This is a genomic window from Rahnella laticis (assembly GCF_015644585.1).
Taxonomy (GTDB): domain Bacteria; phylum Pseudomonadota; class Gammaproteobacteria; order Enterobacterales; family Enterobacteriaceae; genus Rahnella; species Rahnella laticis.
Genome location: NZ_JADOBI010000004.1, coordinates 337,237 through 355,261, shown reverse-complemented (window position 1 = coordinate 355,261; position 18,025 = coordinate 337,237). Strand labels below are relative to the sequence as shown.

Genomic DNA, 18,025 nt, shown 5'->3' with positions numbered 1-18,025 from the left:
CTTACAGGCTTGCCAGTCTTTGCCGCTGATGAGCCAGCATTGACGGTTCAAGCGGTACGTATCCTTCCGGGCTGTGAGTTTGCGCGGCCACAATAGCTTGTCCGGCATCAGACAGCGCCATTTCCAGCCAGGCTTTAACCAGCGGATCCAGCGTGGCTCCCGGCGGCAGGTCAAAGAAGAGCGAAACATAGCTTGAAAGCGGATAATTCCCCTGCGCCACATTGACTAAATCCGGCGAATAAAATGCGGTATTTGCTTCTGAGGCCAGCGGCAAAATACGCACGTCGTCAGAGAACAGTGCCGCGTTGCACCAGCCCAGACAGCCCGCCCCGAACGGGTCTTGCGCCAAGGCTTCAATCACGGCGCGGCGATCGGCGAGACCTTCATAATGCGCAGGATAATGACGACCGGCCAGATGTGCGTGCCGGAATGCGGTAGCGTATTTCCCGTTATCCCGCAGGCCATAAAGATGAATGCGCCGGTTGTGCCATTTGCCTTCCAGCCCCAGTTGTTGCCAGTCAGTGATATCTCCGCTGCTATGCCCTGAAGAGAAAACCGAGGCCAGCTGCGCCATGGTCAGCCCCGGCAAAGGATTATCGCGGTGAACATAAATCGCAGGCGGACTTTTGGCTTCCGGACGCGGCCCGTGGCCGGTATATCCGACATGGATTTCCGTTGGCCGGTAGCCTTTTACGCGCTCAAAAGCTGCCAGTTCATGAGGCCATGGCGCGCGTGACATCGGTGCCAGCCAGCTGGCGTCAGCCGCCAGTGCCATAATCGCCGTGGACGAGCCTTCCAGCGTGCAGTCGAAAGAAATTGCCGGATTCGCTTCGCAAAAAAGTGCGCACCACGGAAGAACCAGAGAAGCCATGCCGTCATTTCCGACAACCGGCAGCGGGAGATTAAGTGTGTTTGAATTCATGAATGCACCGCGATTATTGCACGCTGCTGAGCGAGTTCAGCAGGTTCCAGAGGCAGACAGGTTGTATCTGCGATAACTGCCTGACCTTCATCGGAAAGCAGGAAACCGGCCAGTTTATGTGCGTCGGGGCCTTCACCGGCGGGCAGATAAAGATGCAGAAAACGGGTAAGCGGGTCGCGCGCCTGACCGCGCAGAGGCACTTTACGTAAAAGCGGATGTTCTCCGGCGGTGTCAGCAATGCCAATGCCGTCTGGCGTATTCTCAAGCCGCGCCAGAAGCGTGGCCGAATCCGCCACATATTCAGTCCGCGCAGTCAGCTCACGTCCGGCAAATAAATGCTTTTGTAAGAACACCTGAAGGGCGCTGTCTTCCGGCAGGCTCAGCGGCAGAATACTGGCATCGTGAGAAGACGTAAGGAGTTGTCCCCAGTTCGAAAAATCACCCTGTGCATTTCCGCGCGTGAAAATCTGTGAAAGCTGGGTCACCGAAATTTCAGTCAGCGAATTACTGTGATGCACGTACACGGCTGGCGTTGCCGGACTGACCGCAAGCTTCACAGAAAACGGTGCTGAGCCGCGCTGCTTTTTATACGGCACGGACTCCGTGGGCGTAATTTCTCTATCAATCAGCGCCATCGTGGCACGACGGTTAATCAGAAAGGCAAACGCGGCATCGTCATGGCAAAAAGTGGCGGCGACTGCAATATCAGGGTGAGCGCGACGGAATGCCGTAATGATTTTATCAACCAGCGGCGCGAGTTCTGGCTTTGCGGTAATTCTGATAACGCTTTTCTTTTCAGTGGGGTACTGCGCTGGAGCGGGCAGGGAGCTGTCCGGGTTCAATCTGTTATTCCTTCTGGCTGAGTCTTTGAAACTTGCGCGATCGTGTGGAACTCTTCCCGATTTTGCATGAGAAGAATTATCATTATCTTTTAAAAATCATGATGAAGTACGTAACTGTAGTAGTCAACGCTACGAAGGTGTGCCGGAAAATCAGGGCTTCCCCGTGCGGGTTTTGCAGAACAGATTATGAAAATAATATATTCAATATCAGAGGGATATAAAAAATAAAATCCCGATTTTTACCCCGCAGGACTTCTCTTTTTTTCACTTCACCGCCTGACGTTTACTACTACAGTCCCGTATGATGGAATGATAATCATTCTAATTTAGTGAGCCCTTTGATTCCTGTAAGATTGAGCAGGAACTGGCCAGCGGCGCCCGGTGTTTCGCGCAATAACCGGGTCAGTAATCAGGTTTTCTTCCTGAGAAAGTCGGCGCGGATGTGCTGACAGAATAATAAAAGCCGGCCTGAAATTAATTTTGATTTAAATACTTTTACGGATGTTTTTGGGGATTGTATGAACTTCAACAAAATGAAAAAAAATGCGCTGGCGCTGTTAATTGCCAGCGTTCCTGTTTTATTGCCTGTCAGGGAAAGTCTGGCTGAAACGCTTTCCGGCGAAAATAGCGTTAATCACCCTGTTCAAAGTAGTGATAATAAAAATCAGCAAAAAGATGACACCATTGAAGTTAACGGAACTTCTTACAGCGAACCTTCAGGATATATTCCCGGCTATGCTGACGTAGGGGCTTATCAGGGACGCGATATGATGGATGTTCCCGCGTCAGTCAGCGTCGTTTCCAAAGACATTATTCAGGCGCAGCAGGGCACCGGCTTATTTGACGCTTTGCGAAATGTGGCGGGTATTGTTCGCCAGCAACAAAGCGGAATTGCTTACGACCAGCTTTCCGTTCGCGGTATTAATCTGGATAACCGCTCAAGTTATATGTTTAACGGCGTTCTGCCTTTTGATAATAACCTGCCGATCCCGATGGAAGATAAAGAGCGGATGGAAGTGCTGAAGGGCGCATCGGCACTTTATTATGGTTTTGTCGCGCCCGGCGGCGTGGTGAATATGGTGACCAAACGGGCGGGGCAGCAGCCTGTCAGAGCGGTAACGTTTTCGACCGATGATAATGGCTCGTCCCTCGCGCACGTCGATCTGGCTGACCGATTTGGTGAAGACAAGAATTTTGGCGTGCGTATCAATGCCGTCACCAATAATATCCATACGCCGATAGACGGCGATAATGGTAACCGCCGGATGTTCAGCGCTGCGCTGGACTGGCAGGCGACGGACCGGCTTTTACTCAAATATGACTATGAGTCAATCCGCGCGCGCATTACCGAGCAGGCAGCAATCGCCACACCGACCGCCGTTAACGGCGTCATGACCATTCCTTCGATACCTGATCCGAAAAAGTTGTTATCGATGAAAGGAAAAGACACACATTCCTCGGCAGAAACGCACTTACTTCAGGCTGAATATGCCCTGACCGATAACTGGACGGGTAAAGTCAGCGCCGGGCAATCGCGTACCAAGCGTGACCGCTGGTTGTGGGTATTTGATAATTACAATGCGCAGACCGGCGAGGGAACGGTTTATGGTGCCGATCAGCCCGGCCAGGATTATCTGAACCAGAACGTCCGGGCGGAAATTAAAGGCACATTTGATACCGGTTCCGTTGAGCATGAACTGCTGTTTGGCGGTAGCCAGAACCGCCTTTACCAGCCGAGTTTTGAGACCTACATGTATTCTGCCGCGCAGAATATGTATGACCCGGTGACCATTACATCGCTGACGCGCGCGGCTAAAAACAGCAAAAAAACGCTGACTGACCGCAGCTTTAAAGAACAGACTATCCGCGACGGCGGCCTGTTCCTGCAGGATTGGATCACGCTCAACGATCAGTGGCAGGTGACCGGCGCTGTACGTTACGGACGCTATACCAGCCAGCAGCTTGATGCGGCTTCCGAAGATGTTCACGCGGTTACGCCAGCCGTCAGCGTACTTTATAAAGTCACGCCGGATATCAGCCTGTATGCCAGTTATGTGGAAGGTCTGGAATCGGCGGGAACGGCACCATCAACCGCGGCTAACGCCGGGGAATCCCTGAAAGCGGCGGTCAGCAAACAGAAAGAAGTGGGGATCCGCACTCGGGTTTACGGTGAACTTTATGCGTCGGCGGCTTATTTCGAGCTTAAACAACCGTCTGCCAGTACCGGCGATGATCTGATTTACTCCCTTAACGGCGAAGCACGATTCCGCGGCGGGGAATTCTCGCTTCAGGGCGACGTCACGGAAAATACGTCGGTGATGGGTTCTGTCATGTTGCTGAGTGCGGAAGTCACCTCAACCACCAATGAAAAGCTGCTGGGGAAAACGCCGGAAAATACGCCGAAAAAAGTGGCGAACATTTTCATCAACCACAAGCTGGATTTCATCGACGGCCTTGCGGTTAATGGTGGCGCGTATTATGTCGGTTCACGGCCGGTGAATGCCCAGAATCAGGCGTTTGTGGCGGGCTATACGACGTACAACGTGGGCGCGAGTTACACCACAAAACTGGCCGGAACCAAGGCCACATTCCAGGCAACCGTGAATAATGTCACCGATAAACGTTACTGGAGCGCGGCAGGCAGCGGCCAGCTGGCGGTCGGGATGCCAAGAACGTTACTTCTTTCCTCGACATTCGAATTTTAACTTCTCAGGCAATTCAGGACGGGCGGCAAATAAGCTGCCCGTTTTCTCCCTCACGATAAATTCTGCACGTCTGATTTAGCTTTTCGACTTTTTATCCTAAATTACCGCCTTATTCGCTGACCCGTTTTATTTAAGCCTAAAAAACCCCGATGTTCGGCCCATTAAAACCGGTGCTTTCAGTAGCTCTGTGATATCTAACTCGACTACTATAAATAAAAATCAATCATAGAGTCTTTTCTGGTATGGCATATTTTTCTACAGATGAAAGTCTCGTTCGTGAGCGTTCTGATCGTTTCTTACGACGAATGTACTTAATGCGCATACTTGGCACTTTTCTCTGTTTTTTCCCTATCGCCTCGGTGCTTTTAGAACGCGAAGTTTCCTGGATCCCGCTGGGTTTTCTGGTGCTGAACGCGTTTGTCTGGCCGCACGTTGCGATGCTGATTTCCCGCCGCTCCAAACATCCCAATCAGGCTGAATTCAGAAACCTGGCGTTCGACGCCATTGCCGGTGGCGCGTGGGTCGCGCTGATGGGCGTATGTCCGCTGCCTTCTGCGATCATTACGTCTATTCTGGTTGCCGACCGGTTTTCTGCCGGTGGCTGGCAATTACTGCGCCGCGCCGCGCTGTTTTACTGTGCCGGATTTATCCTGTGCTGGCCGCTTTCCGGGATGAGCCTTTATACCGAAGTGAGCGACCGGACGTTATGGCTGACGCTGCCGCTTTCCACGATTTACATTATCGCGTTCAGCGCTGCCAATTATTCCATTTCCCGCAAACTGCGCGATAAGCAGCACGAACTAGAGAAATCGGCGCTGATGGATCCTTTTCTTGGCCTGCCAAACCGGCGTTTGCTCGATCGCCGCCTGATGCTGGAATTTGAACGTTCAAAGCAGGATCTGGCCTGTCTGATGGTGCTGGGCGTCGATGATTTGAAAATGGTGAATGATCTGTTTGGACGCGAAGCGGGCGATTACGTTTTACGATCGGTATCGACTATTTTGCGTAAGGAAACGGCTGAGCACGATTTTCCGGCCATACTGGGCGGTGACGAATTTGTGGTGATACTGCCGGGCATTTCCGAAGAAGAAGCGTATGCGGTCGGATACCGGCTGCTGCTGAAAACATCGGAAATTCGCCTGTCGCAGGATTCCGGTTTTCAGTGCTCGCTGAGCATTGGCGTGGCGACATCCAGAAATCATGAGAATTACAACCAGTGGCTGGCCGCCGCGGAACGGGCATTGGTGAGCGTGAAAAAGAATGGAAAAAACAGCATTGGCAGCGCGGGCAGGGCTTAGGCCGTTGTTCATCTACACTGAATAGAATGGAAGATGTCTCGGGATAAATAATGAAAAATATCAAAATAATGATGGTAGCAGCGGTGGCAGCAGCAACTTTACTGGCAGGATGTTCATCGATTGATGAACCCGTTGGCGCGGAAGTCTACCGGCCTGCAAACTTTGATGCTTCATTTGCGCAGGGGCAGGCGAGCTATGCGTCTTCCGTATTCTCTATTCTAGAACGTCAGCGTCGTGCGGATACTTATAAAAAGATCTTCGATTTTTGTACAGGTAAATTCCAGACGCTGGGTGAAAGCAACGACGGCGACCGTGTACACATAAGATTTGCGTGCCTGCCGAAACCGGCGACGCAAAGCACGTATTCAAACCAAAGCACTTACTCAATTCAACAAAAATCCCCGTCGCTGTACTGAGGCTGACTGCGTAAAACACATGCAGCGACCGGCGGGAAACGGAGTCAACGATGAGCAAGGAAAGACCCGACTTTATCGCCAGCTGGCGTGAGCTCGAAGGGCCGGACGACAGCAGTTATCCGGGCGATGATGAACTGATGTCGATTGGTGCACCGCTCGGCAAAGCGCTGGGGCTGACGCGTATCGGCATTCATCATGAACGTCTGCTGCCGGGGCGACGTACCTGTTACGCGCATGCTGAAAGTTCTGAGGATGAGTTTGTTTATGTGCTGGAAGGGCAGCCTGATGCGTGGATAAATGGCCACCTGCACCGGCTCAAACCCGGCGACGCGGTGGCGTTTCCGCACGGCACCGGCATCTGCCATACCTTCATCAATAACAGTGAAGATGAAGTGCGTCTGCTGGTCGTTGGCGAAGCGAATAAGCCGGAAAACCGCATTTATTATCCGCTGAATCAGGAATATGAAGCGACGCGTAAAGACCGCTGGCTGGATGTGCCGGAACAGGAGTTTGGTGGCCACGACGGGATTTCAGATTCCCTAAGGGAAGCAAACAAAAAGCCGGTGTAAAAACCGGCTTTTTGGAATTCATTCATGAAATTGAAGAGACGCTCACTGGATCCCCAGTGACTGCCAGCGTTGCTGACAATACGGCATCATGCGATGAATTTTCAGGCTCTGCGCCTGGTGGCGGTTCAGGGAATAACCCTCCGGCGTAATCTCTAAAGTGTCGCCGGTTTGCAGTGTAAAATCGTTATCGACAGACAGGATCAACTTCAGGTTTTTGAATGCCTGAATGCAGATATATTTCAGTCCGGTCTGTGGGATACTCAGGATATCTATGATTTTCCATTCCATATTCTCGCTCCTTTCCTGTTGCTGCCTGATTTCTGTGTCCCCTTTTCTACCTCAGATCCACGTCATTTTTTGTCATCACAAGGTAATGATTTCTTTATAGGCGTTCAGATAATTTGAATGCTTGAACTGACTCACAAAAAGAAGGCGAGAGAGCCCTCCGGGATCGCATATTCGGATTTTTCGGAAAGATTGCGAATCATCCCTGTTTGAAAAACGCTTGAAATGGCGTGAGCAAAACAGTTATCTAAACCCCAAGTCTGATTTTTGATTTATTTCTCAGGACGGGAAGGACGCGACGATATGACCACAGATTCACGCGAAACAGATTTACGCAAAACAGTGCCAGAAAACGGGCAGGACGAATTTATCTGGCTGGAAGGTTTGCGCAATGAAAAAGCGCTGGCCTGGGCACATGAGCAAAATTCGGTCACACTTTCTGCTTTCACGCACGGAAAAGATTTTGACCCGATCCGCGAAAAAGTGCTTCAGGGGCTGAATTCCCCCGAGCAAATTCCGGGTGTCTGGAAATGCGATAACGACTGGTACAACTTCTGGCAGGATGCGAAAAATCCAAAAGGATTGCTGCGCAAAACCACGCTCGATGAATTCCGCAAAGCCGAGCCGCGCTGGGAAACGGTGCTCGACGTCGACGCGCTGGGAAAAGCCGAAAACATTGAATGGGTTTTCTCAGGTTTCTGGAACCTGAAACCGGGCTTTGAGCGCGCTTTCGTGGTGCTTTCACCGGACGGCGGCGATGCCTGCGAAGTCCGCGAATTTGATTTGAAAGCCAAAGAATTTGTCACCGGCGGTTTTTATCTGCCGGTTGCCAAAAGCCGCATCAGCTGGATTGATTTCGACCATATTTTTGTCGCCACCGATTTTGGCGAAGGCTCGATGACCGATTCCGGCTATCCGCGTATCGTGAAAATCTGGCAACGCGGAACACCGCTCAGCGAAGCGGTGACAGTTTACAGCGCCGGGCAAAAAGACATGATGGCTGCGGGTTATCAGGAATCCGGCGGGGACATCAAACGCAATTACGTGGTGCGGGTTATCGACTTCTATCATCGCGAAGTTTTTCTGGTGGACGACACCCGCGCGCTGGTCAAAATCGACATTCCGGACGATGCTAAATTCACCACCTGGCAGGAATGGATCCTTATCGAACCGTCCAGCGAATGGCAGGTGAATGGCCAGCGCTGGCCGTCCGGTTCGCTGCTGACGATGAATTTCGACGCCTTTATGGCCGGAGAACGCACGCTGAAACCGCTGTTTGTTCCGGATACCGGTTCAGCGCTCAGCGGCGTGACGCAAACCCGCGATCAGCTCAACGGTTATTCACATACCCGCGATCACATCATTCTCAGTCTTACCCGTGATGTGGTGAATCGTCTGGAAGTGCTGACGCCAGACAACGGCGAATGGCAGCGTGAACCGTTCGGGCATGTGCCGGCGCTGAGTAAAATCAGCGCCTGGGGCGTGGATGATAAAACCAACGAATACTTCATGAGCGTCAGCGGTTTCCTGCAACCCGCGAGCCTCTCACTGGGCAATCTGGACAACGGCGCTGATGCCGAAGCCGAATTACTGAAACAGGATCCGTCGCATTTTGACGCCTCCCGCTATCAGGTCAGCCAGCATTTTGCGCAATCTGACGACGGGACGCGCGTGCCTTATTTCGTCGTCAGCCGCAAAGATGTGGTTTATGACGGTAAAAATCCGACGCTGTTATACGGTTATGGCGGTTTTGAAGTGTCGCTGGAGCCTTATTATCTGGGCGTGAGCGGCGTGTCGTGGCTGGATCGCGGCGGCGTTTTCGTGGTCGCGAATATCCGTGGCGGTGGCGAGTACGGGCCTGAGTGGCATAAAGCCGCGCTGAAAGAAAAGCGCCTGCGTGCGTATGAAGATTTTGCTTCAGTGGCGAAGGCGCTGATTGCCAGCAAAATCACGTCACCGGCGCATCTGGCGGCGCAGGGCGGCAGTAACGGAGGCCTGCTGGTGGGCAATATGCTGACACGATATCCGGAACTGTTCGGTGCGATAGTCTGCGAAGTGCCTCTGCTGGATATGCAGCGCTACACACAGATTTCCGCGGGGGCATCGTGGATTGCCGAATACGGCGACCCGCAAAAGCCGGAAGAGTGGGCGTTTATCCGCGAATTTTCGCCGTATCACAATATCGACCCGCAGAAAAAATATCCGCCGGTATTATTCTCGACCGCGACCAGCGATGACCGCGTCGGGCCGGATCATGCACGTAAAATGGCCGCGAAGATGCAGGCGCTGGGTATTCCTGACGTGTATTTCTACGAGAACACCGAAGGCGGGCACAGCGCGGCGGCGGACAAAACGCAGTCTGCATTTAAACGTGCGCTGGTGAGCGAGTTCCTGCTGCATTTCATCGGGCGTAAACCGTAACTTCCGCGCACGGCGTGACATGACTGAGCGGGGAAAATTTCCCGCTCAGTCATATTTCGACATGTTTTATCAGGCTTTTTCCCTTCCAAAAGCGTTGCCTCGCCCTTCATTCCTTGTTTATTATTTCCGCTTCATTTGATAACAATTATCAAAATCATTTCTTATTCATTCTCATTTTCGGGGATTTGCATGTTAAAGAACACCGCTCGCGTGCTGTCTGTAGCAGGTCTGATGGCCGCCTCATTTTCCACTTTTGCTAGCACCTATCCGCTGACTGTTACCGATCTTAGCGGGCAGAAAGTGACGCTCGACAAAGCCCCGCAGCGCATCATCTTGCAGGATGGCCGCGATATTCTGGCGCTTGCTGTACTGGATAAAGCCGATCCGTTTAAGCGCGTCGTGGCGTGGAACAATCTGCTGAAGACCACCGACAGCGGCACCTGGGACATGCTGAAAAGCAAATGGCCTGAGTCATCCAAAATTCTGGATATGGGTTTCACGGACAAAGGGCAGGTTGATCTGGAAACCGTGATTTCCAAGAAACCTGATCTGATGATTGCGCAGGTTCGCGCTAAAAATTCTCTGGCGCAGGCGGGTGTTCTGGATAAACTTGCCGCGCTGCACATCCCGGTTGTGTTTGTTGACTATGAGGCAGATCCGGCGAAAGACACGGCACCGAGCATCGAGCTGCTGGGTAAAATCGTGAATCAGGAAGACAATGCCCGCGCGTACACCGCGTTCTATAACGAGCACTTCCGGAGTATTCAGAAAGCCGTTGCGGCCATTAAAAACAAACCAAACGTGTTCATCGAGCCGATTGCCGGTCGCGATGATTCCTGCTGCTTTACCCACGGCGACGCGGGTTGGGGCAAACTGATTCAGGCGGTAGACGCCAATAACATCGGCACCAAATTGCTGCCGGGCGCATCAGGTACGGTTTCTCTGGAGCAGGTGATCAGCATGAAGCCGGATGTTTACATCATGACCGGTTCCGCGCGCCCGAGTAAAAACGGTTCCGTGACCCACATTCTGCCGTTCGGTTATGGCGCGAATGAGGCCAGCATCGACAAAGAGGCGAAAGTTCTGCTTTCCCGCACCGGCGTAGCGCAGATCCCGGCGGTCAGCAGCCAGCACGTTTACGGCGTTTATCACCAGTTCTACAACCACCCGTACAATATCGTCGGGATGGAATATCTGGCGAAATTCATTTATCCGGAACAGTTTAAAAATCTGGATCCGGCAAAAACCTACCACGACCTGGTGCGTAACTATACCAATCTGCCGGATCAGGATTTCATTCTGGGCTGGTCACCGAAGAAATAAGTTTTTGAGTCTCCCCGCCTGTGGCCTCGCAGGCGGTTTTTCAACCCCGCCACGGCGCTTCTGCACAAACTTTACCTCCGTCACATTTGTTGACACTCCGTTAATTCATACAAAAATATAACTGTATTACTGTATCTGCATAACGCCGACTGGCGTAGTACGACACATCAATAAGGTGAATTTATGCAATCTGAAGAACAGCGTTTAATTGACGGGCTTTTTAGTCGCTTACAACAGGCTGAGTCCAATACGGCACCGCGCGATGCGGAAGCTGAACGTGTGATTCAGGCCCATATCCTCCAGCAACCGTCTGCCCCTTATTACATGGCGCAGGCGATGATTATTCAGGAAGCGGCGCTGACTAAGCTGAATGCTCAGGTGAAGGAACTGCAACAGCAAAACGAACAGCTGCAACAGCAGGCGCAAAATGCGAAACCGCAAAGTACCGGTTTCCTCGCCGGGCTGTTTGGCGGCGGTTCGGCACAACCTGAACCTGCGCGTCAGTCCTCGCAAGGCAGCCAGCCGATCCCGGGCACGCAGGCCTGGGGCGCACAGCCTCAGCAGCAACAATACGCGCCACAACAGCAGGCTCCGGCTCAGGCCGCGCCACAGGCACCCGGCTTTCTGGGCAGCGCGCTGCGGACTGCCGCCGGTGTTGCGGGCGGGGTTGTGCTGGCAGATATGCTGACCGGAATGTTCCATCGCAGTCAGCCGCAGGAAATCGTCAATATCATTGAAGAGCCGCCGGTGCAGGATCTGAATCCTGCCGACAGCAGCTTCCTCGACAACTCGCAGGGCTTCGACAGCAATGTGCCGTCCTGGGAAGATGCCTCACTGCGTAACGATAATTCGGATTTGGGGTTTGGTTCTGACGACTTTAATTCCGACGATTACAGCAACGACGACGATTCGTTTTTCTAACCGCTTGATGTCAGACGGCTATTAAAGGCCGTTCTGACAGCAGAAAACGGCGGCAGAAAGTGAAGAGTGAGAGCTTTATCGCTTATTGCCATCAGAATTCTGGACAAAAGTTAAATCTGTTGCTGTACTGTATTTGACACACGTTTTGTGTCCAACATTCACGTAAAGGTAAGTTTGATGTCTAAGATTAAAGGTAGCGTTAAGTGGTTCAATGAATCTAAAGGTTTTGGTTTCATTACCCCTGAAGATGGCAGCAAAGATGTTTTCGTTCATTTCTCTGCTATTTCCAGCAACGGCTTCAAAACCCTTGCTGAAGGCCAACGCGTAGAGTTCGAAATCACCAATGGTGCCAAAGGCCCGTCGGCTGCTAACGTTATCGCTATCTGACTTTAGCCGATTTCTTAAAAAACCCGCCGAAGCGGGTTTTTTTTTGCCTTTACATTGGTGCGTATAACAGCAAACCTTACGCGGTTTTGCGCACCAGCGTTACGAACATCAAAATGGCGATCGCGTAACAACCTAAAATCGTCAGGCCCATCGACAGCGCAGGCATGCTGCCAAAACCGGTGACCGGTACGGCAATCGCACCCAGCGCAAACATACACACGCCCAGCAGTGCCGACGCGCTCCCCGCATTTTTCCCCTGACTTTGCATCGCCAACGACCCGGCGTTCGGTCCGATAATCCCGATCACCATCACCGAGAAGAACAGCGGAACCAGCAACGTCACCAGCGGCGCATTCAGGCTGGCAGCAATCACCAGCGCAACAGATGCCACGGCCGCAATCACTAAACCGGCTTTAACCAGCGCCATTTCACCGAAACGACGGCTGAGGCGCGTGGAAACCTGCGCAGAAATCACCAGCCCGATGCCGTTAATGGCAAAACACAGGCTGAACATCTGCGGGCTGAGATGGTAAATCTGTTGCAGTACGAAAGGCGAAGCGCCGATGTAGGCAAACATTCCCGCCATGATAAAACCTTGCGTCAGGCATAGCCCCATAAACGGACGGTGTTTCAGCAGGCTGAATACGGAACCGAGCATGCTGAAAATACCGCCTTGCGCACGGCGTTCCGGCTGCAAGGTTTCATGCAGTTTCAGGGATGAGAAGCTGAACAGCAGGATGGCAATAAAGGCCAGCACGGCGAAAATCCCCCGCCAGTTCATCCAGCTGAGCATGGCGCCGCCCAGCACCGGCGCGATAATCGGCGCCAGTCCGTTTACCAGCATCAGCAGCGCGAAGAACCGTGTGAGTTCATGGCCGTTGTACAAATCCCTGGCGACGGCGCGTGAAAGCACAGCGCCGCCTGCGCCCGCAATGCCCTGCAACAGACGGGCGACAATCAGCTGATTGATGTCCTGCGCGACGGCGCACCAGACCGATGCCGCGAGCAGTAACGCCAGCGACCATAGCAAAGGACGCATGCGGCCATAGCGATCGCTGAGCGGGCCAAACAAGAGCTGGCCGAAACCGAGGCCGAGTAAACCGGCGGTCAGGCTCAGCTGTGCGCTGGCGGTGGAAGTGTTGAGATCGCCGGCCATTTCAGGCAATGCAGGCAGATATAAATCTGTACATAACGGGCCGAGGGCGGCAAGCGAGCCGAGAACCAGGGCATAACCGAGGCGTTTTTCTTGCAGATGAGCGCTCATGGTGAAAGTTTATTCCAGTTTGCTGGTGGTTAAATCCGTTTCAAAGAGATCCTGGAAGTAGCGATTGTATAAAGCTTCCAGATGCTCTGCGTCGGCGTGAACGGTAGTCATACGTCGGAATGCGGTGCCCTCACAGATCACCGCCAGAGATTCGACTTTCGCCGTCATTTCAGCCTCTGAAAATTGCGGGAAAGTGGCACTGAGAAGGGATTTTGCTTCGCTGAACAGTTGTTTTTCTGAATCGCGCCAGATTTTTTCCACGATAGGATTGCGGGTCGCTTCTGCGGCAACCTCAAGCATCAGCGCGTGGTCAATCTCTGCCTGTTCTTTTTGTTCGATACACTGATCTTCTTTATAAGGCGCGCTTAAATTGCCAATCCGGCGGTGTGCCAGATTGTGAGCAACCTGCTGCAAGTTATGCGCGTTGCCGGTCATCAGGCGGATTTTCTTCATCACGATGCGACGAACAATTTCTTCGATGATGGCGTCTTTATTAGCGAAATACCGGTAAATCTGCCCCACACTGAGCTGCGACGTTTTGGCGATTTCGGCCATGCCTGCACCATGAAAACCGTGTTTGCGAAAACACAGCCGGGCGGCAGCAATGATCTGGTCGCGTCGTGCACTGATACGTGCGTCTTTACTGCAAAGTTGTGGGTGAAGCATGGATACCTGGCACCTCTGTTGAAAATGAGTGTGAACGATCATTCTCAATTATAGGCAATAAGGAGGAACAGGTAAATATTTGTATTATGAATGGAATGAAAAGTGACGTTTCGTTTCAGTGCGGTTTGCAGGGATTCAGAAAGGCAAACGGCGCATCCATCAGGAATGCGCCGTCGGCGGAAAGGGGAGTATTACAGGCGCGCAGGGCGCATCTGTCTAACCAAAATATGCCTGTAAAAAAGCCACTACAGTAAGAATACACAGGGCAACAACCAGAAATTCAGAAGACGTTTTTGGAACAGAAAACATGGCATACCTCAATTTAGAAACCTGAGCGGGTTTTGCCATTATCTGCAGATAATATGAAGGAAACATTAAGAAACGCAGGGAAGAGGTGAAGCAGTGTCACAAATTTGTTAAGGCGATGCCCGTTGTCATAAAAAAGGCATCGCCGGAAGGTAGGATCAGTGCGCCGTGTACCAGCTGACCAGCATGAAGCCGAGCAACGTCAGGGCAATTGAACCGAAAAGATTAAGCGCGATATTGAGCAGGGCATCGCCAAAACGGCCCATTTGCAACAGCGTGACGACTTCAAGGGAAAACGTGGAAAAGGTGGTCAGGCCGCCGCAAAAACCGGTGGTAATGAGCGCCTTAACCACCGGATCGACGCTGTTCATGCGGCCAAAAATCGCGATGGCCAGGCCAATAATAAATGCGCCGATGAGATTGACGGCCAACGTACCGAGAGGCACCACCGGCGTGATCACATTCATTTTAAGCCCGAGATACCAGCGAGCGACACTGCCAACCGCACCACCAATCAACACAGCAAGAAAGGTACTGAACATAAAAAACCTTAAAAATAAGTGAAATTCAGAAAGGCCCGGGCACGACGCTACGAACCTCTCGCGAGATTGCGTAGACATCATCAGCCGGTAAAGGCGGTTTGGGAGGAATGTCATCTCCATATTGCAGGCGGTAAGTTTACAGTGTGTGATAGCGATTGTGTAGCCGCGAATAAGAAACAGATTTTAACAAGGAAATAGCCATGTTAATCAGAGAAGGTGATGTGAACGACGCGCAGGTTCTGGCGGGATTACTCGGTGATCTGGATTACCCTAATACGGCGGAAGCGATCGCGGAGCGGATCGTCGCAATGGCCGCCAATCCGGACAGCCGATTGCGGGTAGCCGAGAGCGAAGGCCGCGCCGTCGGTTTTATTTCGCTGCATTTTATCCCGCAAATCGCTCTCGCCGGTGAATTCTGCCGGATCACTTATTTATGCGTGAGCAGTGAATCGCGCGGCGGGGGTATCGGGCAACAATTGCTCGATGAGGCTGAAAGGCTGGCCGCCGACCGTGGCTGTGACCGGATGGAAGTTCACAGCCATACGCGCCGTGTCCGCGCGCACGTGTTTTACGACCGCGCGGAATATGAAGAATCGCCTAAGTATCTGATGAAAAAGCTGACTCCCCGCTGACCATCATGCGCCCAGCGCCAGAACGATGGCGTCGGCAATCAGGTCCACTTTCTCAGGTTTAATCTGGCTGGTGCTGATACGGATAAACTGCCCCGGCCCGATGCGGCTGCGCTCGCCGGGCAGAACAGCAATGCCGCGCGCCGCCAGCGTGACCAGCGCAAACTGTTCCGACGGAACGGGGATCCACATCGCCAGCCCGTCGCGTTCCGGGATATTGACTCCGCGGATGCGCAGGGCGTCAGACATTGCTTTGCGGCGCTGAGCGTAAACCGCTTTCGCGTGGGCAATGCTTTCCTGCGTTTTAGAATCTTTGATCAGCCATGCCAGGGCTTCCTGCAAAATACGGCTCGACCATCCTGCCCCGAAATTCCGGAATGATTTGATTTGTTTGATTAAATCTTTCGAACCGGAAATCACCGCCAGCCGTAAATCCGGCCCGTAGGCTTTGGAATACGAACGGACATGTACCGTGCGATCCGGCAATACGCTGCCCATGCTGACGGGCGCGTAACGGGATAATTGCCCGATGCCGTCATCCTCAATAATCAGCGTATTCGTGTGGCGGAGAATTTCGGCAAGCTCCGCGTAACGCTCAGCATTCATGGCGTGGCCGCAGTGTGAATGGGTACGCGGCTGATAAATAAACGCGGACGGATTTTTGGACAACGCCAGACTCAGTGATTCCGGCGTCGGACCGAACTCATCGCATTTTACCGGGATCACCTGCGCGCCGAGATTATCCAGCATATCGAGCAAACGCGTGGCGGTAGGGTCTTCAATCGCCACGACCGAGCCTTGCATCAGCAGGGTTTGCAGCGTGAGATTCATGCCGTCAAATCCGCCGTCGGCAGACATAAACGCCGGTGCGTCGTAAGGCCAGTCGTGACGCGCGGCCTCCAGCAGAGAAGGCGCGATGGCTTCGCGCTGATAGCTGTTCAGATTATCTGCGCCAACGCCGTGCTGCATGGCTTCTCGCAAATCAGGCAAAAGCGCCGGATCGGGCGATGACAGCGCCAGATCCGCAATAATATGCTCGCCAAAGTTACCGATTTTTTCAAACCTTGCCGGCCGGGGTGACAGCATGTCACCGCACACCCAGACGCCGTTGCGGCCTCGCCCGGCAATCACTTTTTGGCGACGGAGCTGACCCCAGGCGGCCGATACCGTGGCCGGGCTGACGCCCAGCGCCTGCGCCAGTTCACGGACGGCGGGCAGATGCGTGCCGATCTCGATGACGCCGGAACGGATCATCGCCGCTGTTTCAATTGCAATGCCCCGCATCGAACGATCCTGTAGTTGTGTCGCTAACCATTCTGCATCCAGCGTTTTTTCGAGGGGTTTATCTGCCATGTTTTTGCCTTTTGTTCAGTAACAAAGATTCTATTGTACATATTAATTTATGCCATTAGTATCAAACTTAGCCAACGGAGGCGATAAAATAATCACATTGCGCTGAACATGATCTCCTTCGTAAAAGAATTTGGTGCGTTTCCGATAAGGTTTGTTAACGCACAGTTGTCTTTCTGCATATCAACCATGCTGACACTTAAGGGGATAGATGTGACGATTACCATCAGGCTGGCTGTTCGTGACTGGGATTATTTTACGCCGCTGGCGTTGGGCGACCTTAAACCTGAAGGGTTTAATCTCGAGATAGATCGCGTGGGAACGCTGGTGGATAACCTGGCGACCAGTGATAAATATGACGCGGGTGAAGTCTCTTTCAGCCGTTATGCGCAGGGGCGGGCTCGCGGTGAATCTGATCTGCTGGCGATCCCACACTTTCTGATGCGCGGCTTCCGCCAGCGCTGCATCATCACCCGCGAAGACAGCCCGCTGACCGAACTTTCTCAGCTGGCGGGCAAGCGCATCGGCCTGACCGGCTGGCAGGATTCCGGCAACACCTGGACCCGCACGCTGCTGGCGCTGGAAGGCGTCGGTATCGAAGACGCAAACTGGTACGTTGGACGTCTGACGCAATCGCATCCGGTTGTCGATCGTCTGGCCGGATTTGGTCGCGAAGGGCGCATTGAAGCGGTGCCGGAAGAGCGCCCGATGATGGAACTGTTGCAGGAAGGCTGGCTGGACGCCGTATTCACGCCATTCATGCCTGACGGTTTCTTCAAGCCTGATTCCGGTTTCCGTCAGTTCCAGCCTGATTTCCGTGCGGCAGAGCTGGCCTATTTCAACCGCGTGGGTTACATCCCCGGCATTCACCTGCTGGCGATTAAACCTGCCCTGGCCGAAGAGCATCCGTGGCTGCCGCAGGCGCTGAGTGAAATCATCGACCGTTCTTATCAGATCTGGATGGATAAACGCGCAAAATATGCCGATACCACACCGTGGTTGCTGGACGACTTACGTCGCACGGTGGTTGATTTACCTGCGGACTGGAACGCAAACGGTTTCGCCGCCAATAAAAAGATGATCGACGATTTTGCACATGAATTGCATGCCCAGAAGCTGACGGCGCAGCGTCTCACACCGGCTGATTTGTTCCCTCAGTTCGCCACACAAAAGTGACGG

17 protein-coding genes and 1 riboswitch are annotated in these 18,025 nt (G+C 52.9%); of the genes, 10 read left to right on the top strand and 7 right to left on the bottom strand.

Annotation, left to right across the window (positions count from 1 at the left end; translation table 11 throughout):
• Position 1 precedes the first annotated feature (1 nt).
• Together IV433_RS11150 and IV433_RS11145 are read right to left on the bottom strand one after the other, a co-directional pair.
• The gene (locus IV433_RS11150; protein ID WP_195814236.1) at positions 2 to 922 is read right to left on the bottom strand and encodes a PstS family phosphate ABC transporter substrate-binding protein; all 921 of its coding nucleotides are present in this window, start codon (positions 920 to 922) and stop codon (positions 2 to 4) included.
• Positions 919 to 1,764 carry a PstS family phosphate ABC transporter substrate-binding protein gene (locus tag IV433_RS11145; RefSeq protein ID WP_195814235.1) on the bottom strand — a complete coding sequence of 282 codons (846 nt, stop codon included), beginning with the start codon at positions 1,762 to 1,764 and terminating at the stop codon, positions 919 to 921. Before IV433_RS11145 ends, IV433_RS11150 begins: the two co-directional genes overlap by 4 nt.
• 518 nt (positions 1,765 to 2,282) lie before the next feature.
• Here IV433_RS11145 and IV433_RS11140 point away from each other — a divergent pair.
• The 4 genes from IV433_RS11140 (at position 2,283) to IV433_RS11125 (ending at position 6,752) form a co-directional block, all read left to right on the top strand.
• The gene (locus IV433_RS11140; RefSeq protein WP_195814234.1) at positions 2,283 to 4,469 is read left to right on the top strand and encodes a TonB-dependent siderophore receptor; all 2,187 of its coding nucleotides are present in this window, start codon (positions 2,283 to 2,285) and stop codon (positions 4,467 to 4,469) included.
• Positions 4,470 to 4,783: 314 nt separating this feature from the next.
• Positions 4,784 to 5,767: a diguanylate cyclase gene (locus tag IV433_RS11135; RefSeq protein WP_229893322.1), complete on the top strand. Its 984-nt coding sequence runs from the start codon at positions 4,784 to 4,786 to the stop codon at positions 5,765 to 5,767.
• A gap of 50 nt (positions 5,768 to 5,817) precedes the next feature.
• Positions 5,818 to 6,183 carry a hypothetical protein gene (locus IV433_RS11130; protein WP_195814232.1) on the top strand — a complete coding sequence of 122 codons (366 nt, stop codon included), beginning with the start codon at positions 5,818 to 5,820 and terminating at the stop codon, positions 6,181 to 6,183.
• A 50-nt stretch (positions 6,184 to 6,233) separates the two neighbouring features.
• Positions 6,234 to 6,752 (top strand): cupin domain-containing protein, encoded by a 519-nt coding sequence (locus IV433_RS11125; RefSeq protein WP_195814231.1) that lies wholly within the window; start codon positions 6,234 to 6,236, stop codon positions 6,750 to 6,752.
• 42 nt (positions 6,753 to 6,794) lie between these two features.
• On the opposite strand, the gene IV433_RS11120 is transcribed toward IV433_RS11125, so the two are convergent.
• Positions 6,795 to 7,040: a hypothetical protein gene (locus tag IV433_RS11120; RefSeq protein WP_104922965.1), complete on the bottom strand. Its 246-nt coding sequence runs from the start codon at positions 7,038 to 7,040 to the stop codon at positions 6,795 to 6,797.
• A 300-nt stretch (positions 7,041 to 7,340) separates the two neighbouring features.
• On the opposite strand from IV433_RS11120, the gene IV433_RS11115 reads away from it, so the two are divergent.
• The 4 genes from IV433_RS11115 (at position 7,341) to cspE (ending at position 12,089) form a co-directional block, all read left to right on the top strand.
• A complete protein-coding gene (locus tag IV433_RS11115) occupies positions 7,341 to 9,458 on the top strand; it encodes a prolyl oligopeptidase family serine peptidase (protein WP_195814230.1) in 2,118 nt (705 codons plus the stop codon).
• 189 nt (positions 9,459 to 9,647) lie between these two features.
• Positions 9,648 to 10,781 carry an ABC transporter substrate-binding protein gene (locus IV433_RS11110; protein WP_195814229.1) on the top strand — a complete coding sequence of 378 codons (1,134 nt, stop codon included), beginning with the start codon at positions 9,648 to 9,650 and terminating at the stop codon, positions 10,779 to 10,781.
• Positions 10,782 to 10,964: 183 nt separating this feature from the next.
• On the top strand, positions 10,965 to 11,702 hold the full coding sequence (locus tag IV433_RS11105) for a DUF2076 domain-containing protein (protein ID WP_195814228.1): 738 nt from the start codon (positions 10,965 to 10,967) through the stop codon (positions 11,700 to 11,702).
• A 177-nt stretch (positions 11,703 to 11,879) separates the two neighbouring features.
• On the top strand, positions 11,880 to 12,089 hold the full coding sequence (gene cspE / locus IV433_RS11100; RefSeq protein WP_009636912.1) for a transcription antiterminator/RNA stability regulator CspE: 210 nt from the start codon (positions 11,880 to 11,882) through the stop codon (positions 12,087 to 12,089).
• Between the two features lie 76 nt (positions 12,090 to 12,165).
• Here cspE and IV433_RS11095 read toward each other — a convergent pair whose 3' ends face one another.
• From IV433_RS11095 to crcB, 3 genes are all read right to left on the bottom strand, one after another.
• Positions 12,166 to 13,353 carry a multidrug effflux MFS transporter gene (locus IV433_RS11095; protein WP_195814227.1) on the bottom strand — a complete coding sequence of 396 codons (1,188 nt, stop codon included), beginning with the start codon at positions 13,351 to 13,353 and terminating at the stop codon, positions 12,166 to 12,168.
• Positions 13,354 to 13,362: 9 nt separating this feature from the next.
• Positions 13,363 to 14,019 carry a TetR family transcriptional regulator gene (locus IV433_RS11090; protein WP_195814226.1) on the bottom strand — a complete coding sequence of 219 codons (657 nt, stop codon included), beginning with the start codon at positions 14,017 to 14,019 and terminating at the stop codon, positions 13,363 to 13,365.
• A gap of 464 nt (positions 14,020 to 14,483) precedes the next feature.
• Positions 14,484 to 14,867 (bottom strand): fluoride efflux transporter CrcB, encoded by a 384-nt coding sequence (gene crcB, locus IV433_RS11085; RefSeq protein ID WP_104922959.1) that lies wholly within the window; start codon positions 14,865 to 14,867, stop codon positions 14,484 to 14,486.
• A gap of 64 nt (positions 14,868 to 14,931) precedes the next feature.
• Positions 14,932 to 14,994: riboswitch (Fluoride riboswitch) on the bottom strand.
• 73 nt (positions 14,995 to 15,067) lie between these two features.
• Here crcB and IV433_RS11080 point away from each other — a divergent pair.
• Positions 15,068 to 15,499: a GNAT family N-acetyltransferase gene (locus tag IV433_RS11080; protein WP_195814225.1), complete on the top strand. Its 432-nt coding sequence runs from the start codon at positions 15,068 to 15,070 to the stop codon at positions 15,497 to 15,499.
• A 3-nt stretch (positions 15,500 to 15,502) separates the two neighbouring features.
• On the opposite strand, the gene IV433_RS11075 is transcribed toward IV433_RS11080, so the two are convergent.
• Positions 15,503 to 16,849 carry an aminotransferase class I/II-fold pyridoxal phosphate-dependent enzyme gene (locus IV433_RS11075; protein ID WP_195814224.1) on the bottom strand — a complete coding sequence of 449 codons (1,347 nt, stop codon included), beginning with the start codon at positions 16,847 to 16,849 and terminating at the stop codon, positions 15,503 to 15,505.
• Positions 16,850 to 17,059: 210 nt separating this feature from the next.
• Here IV433_RS11075 and IV433_RS11070 point away from each other — a divergent pair, with 210 nt between their 5' ends.
• A complete protein-coding gene (locus tag IV433_RS11070) occupies positions 17,060 to 18,022 on the top strand; it encodes a substrate-binding domain-containing protein (RefSeq protein WP_326838652.1) in 963 nt (320 codons plus the stop codon).
• Positions 18,023 to 18,025: the final 3 nt, after the last annotated feature.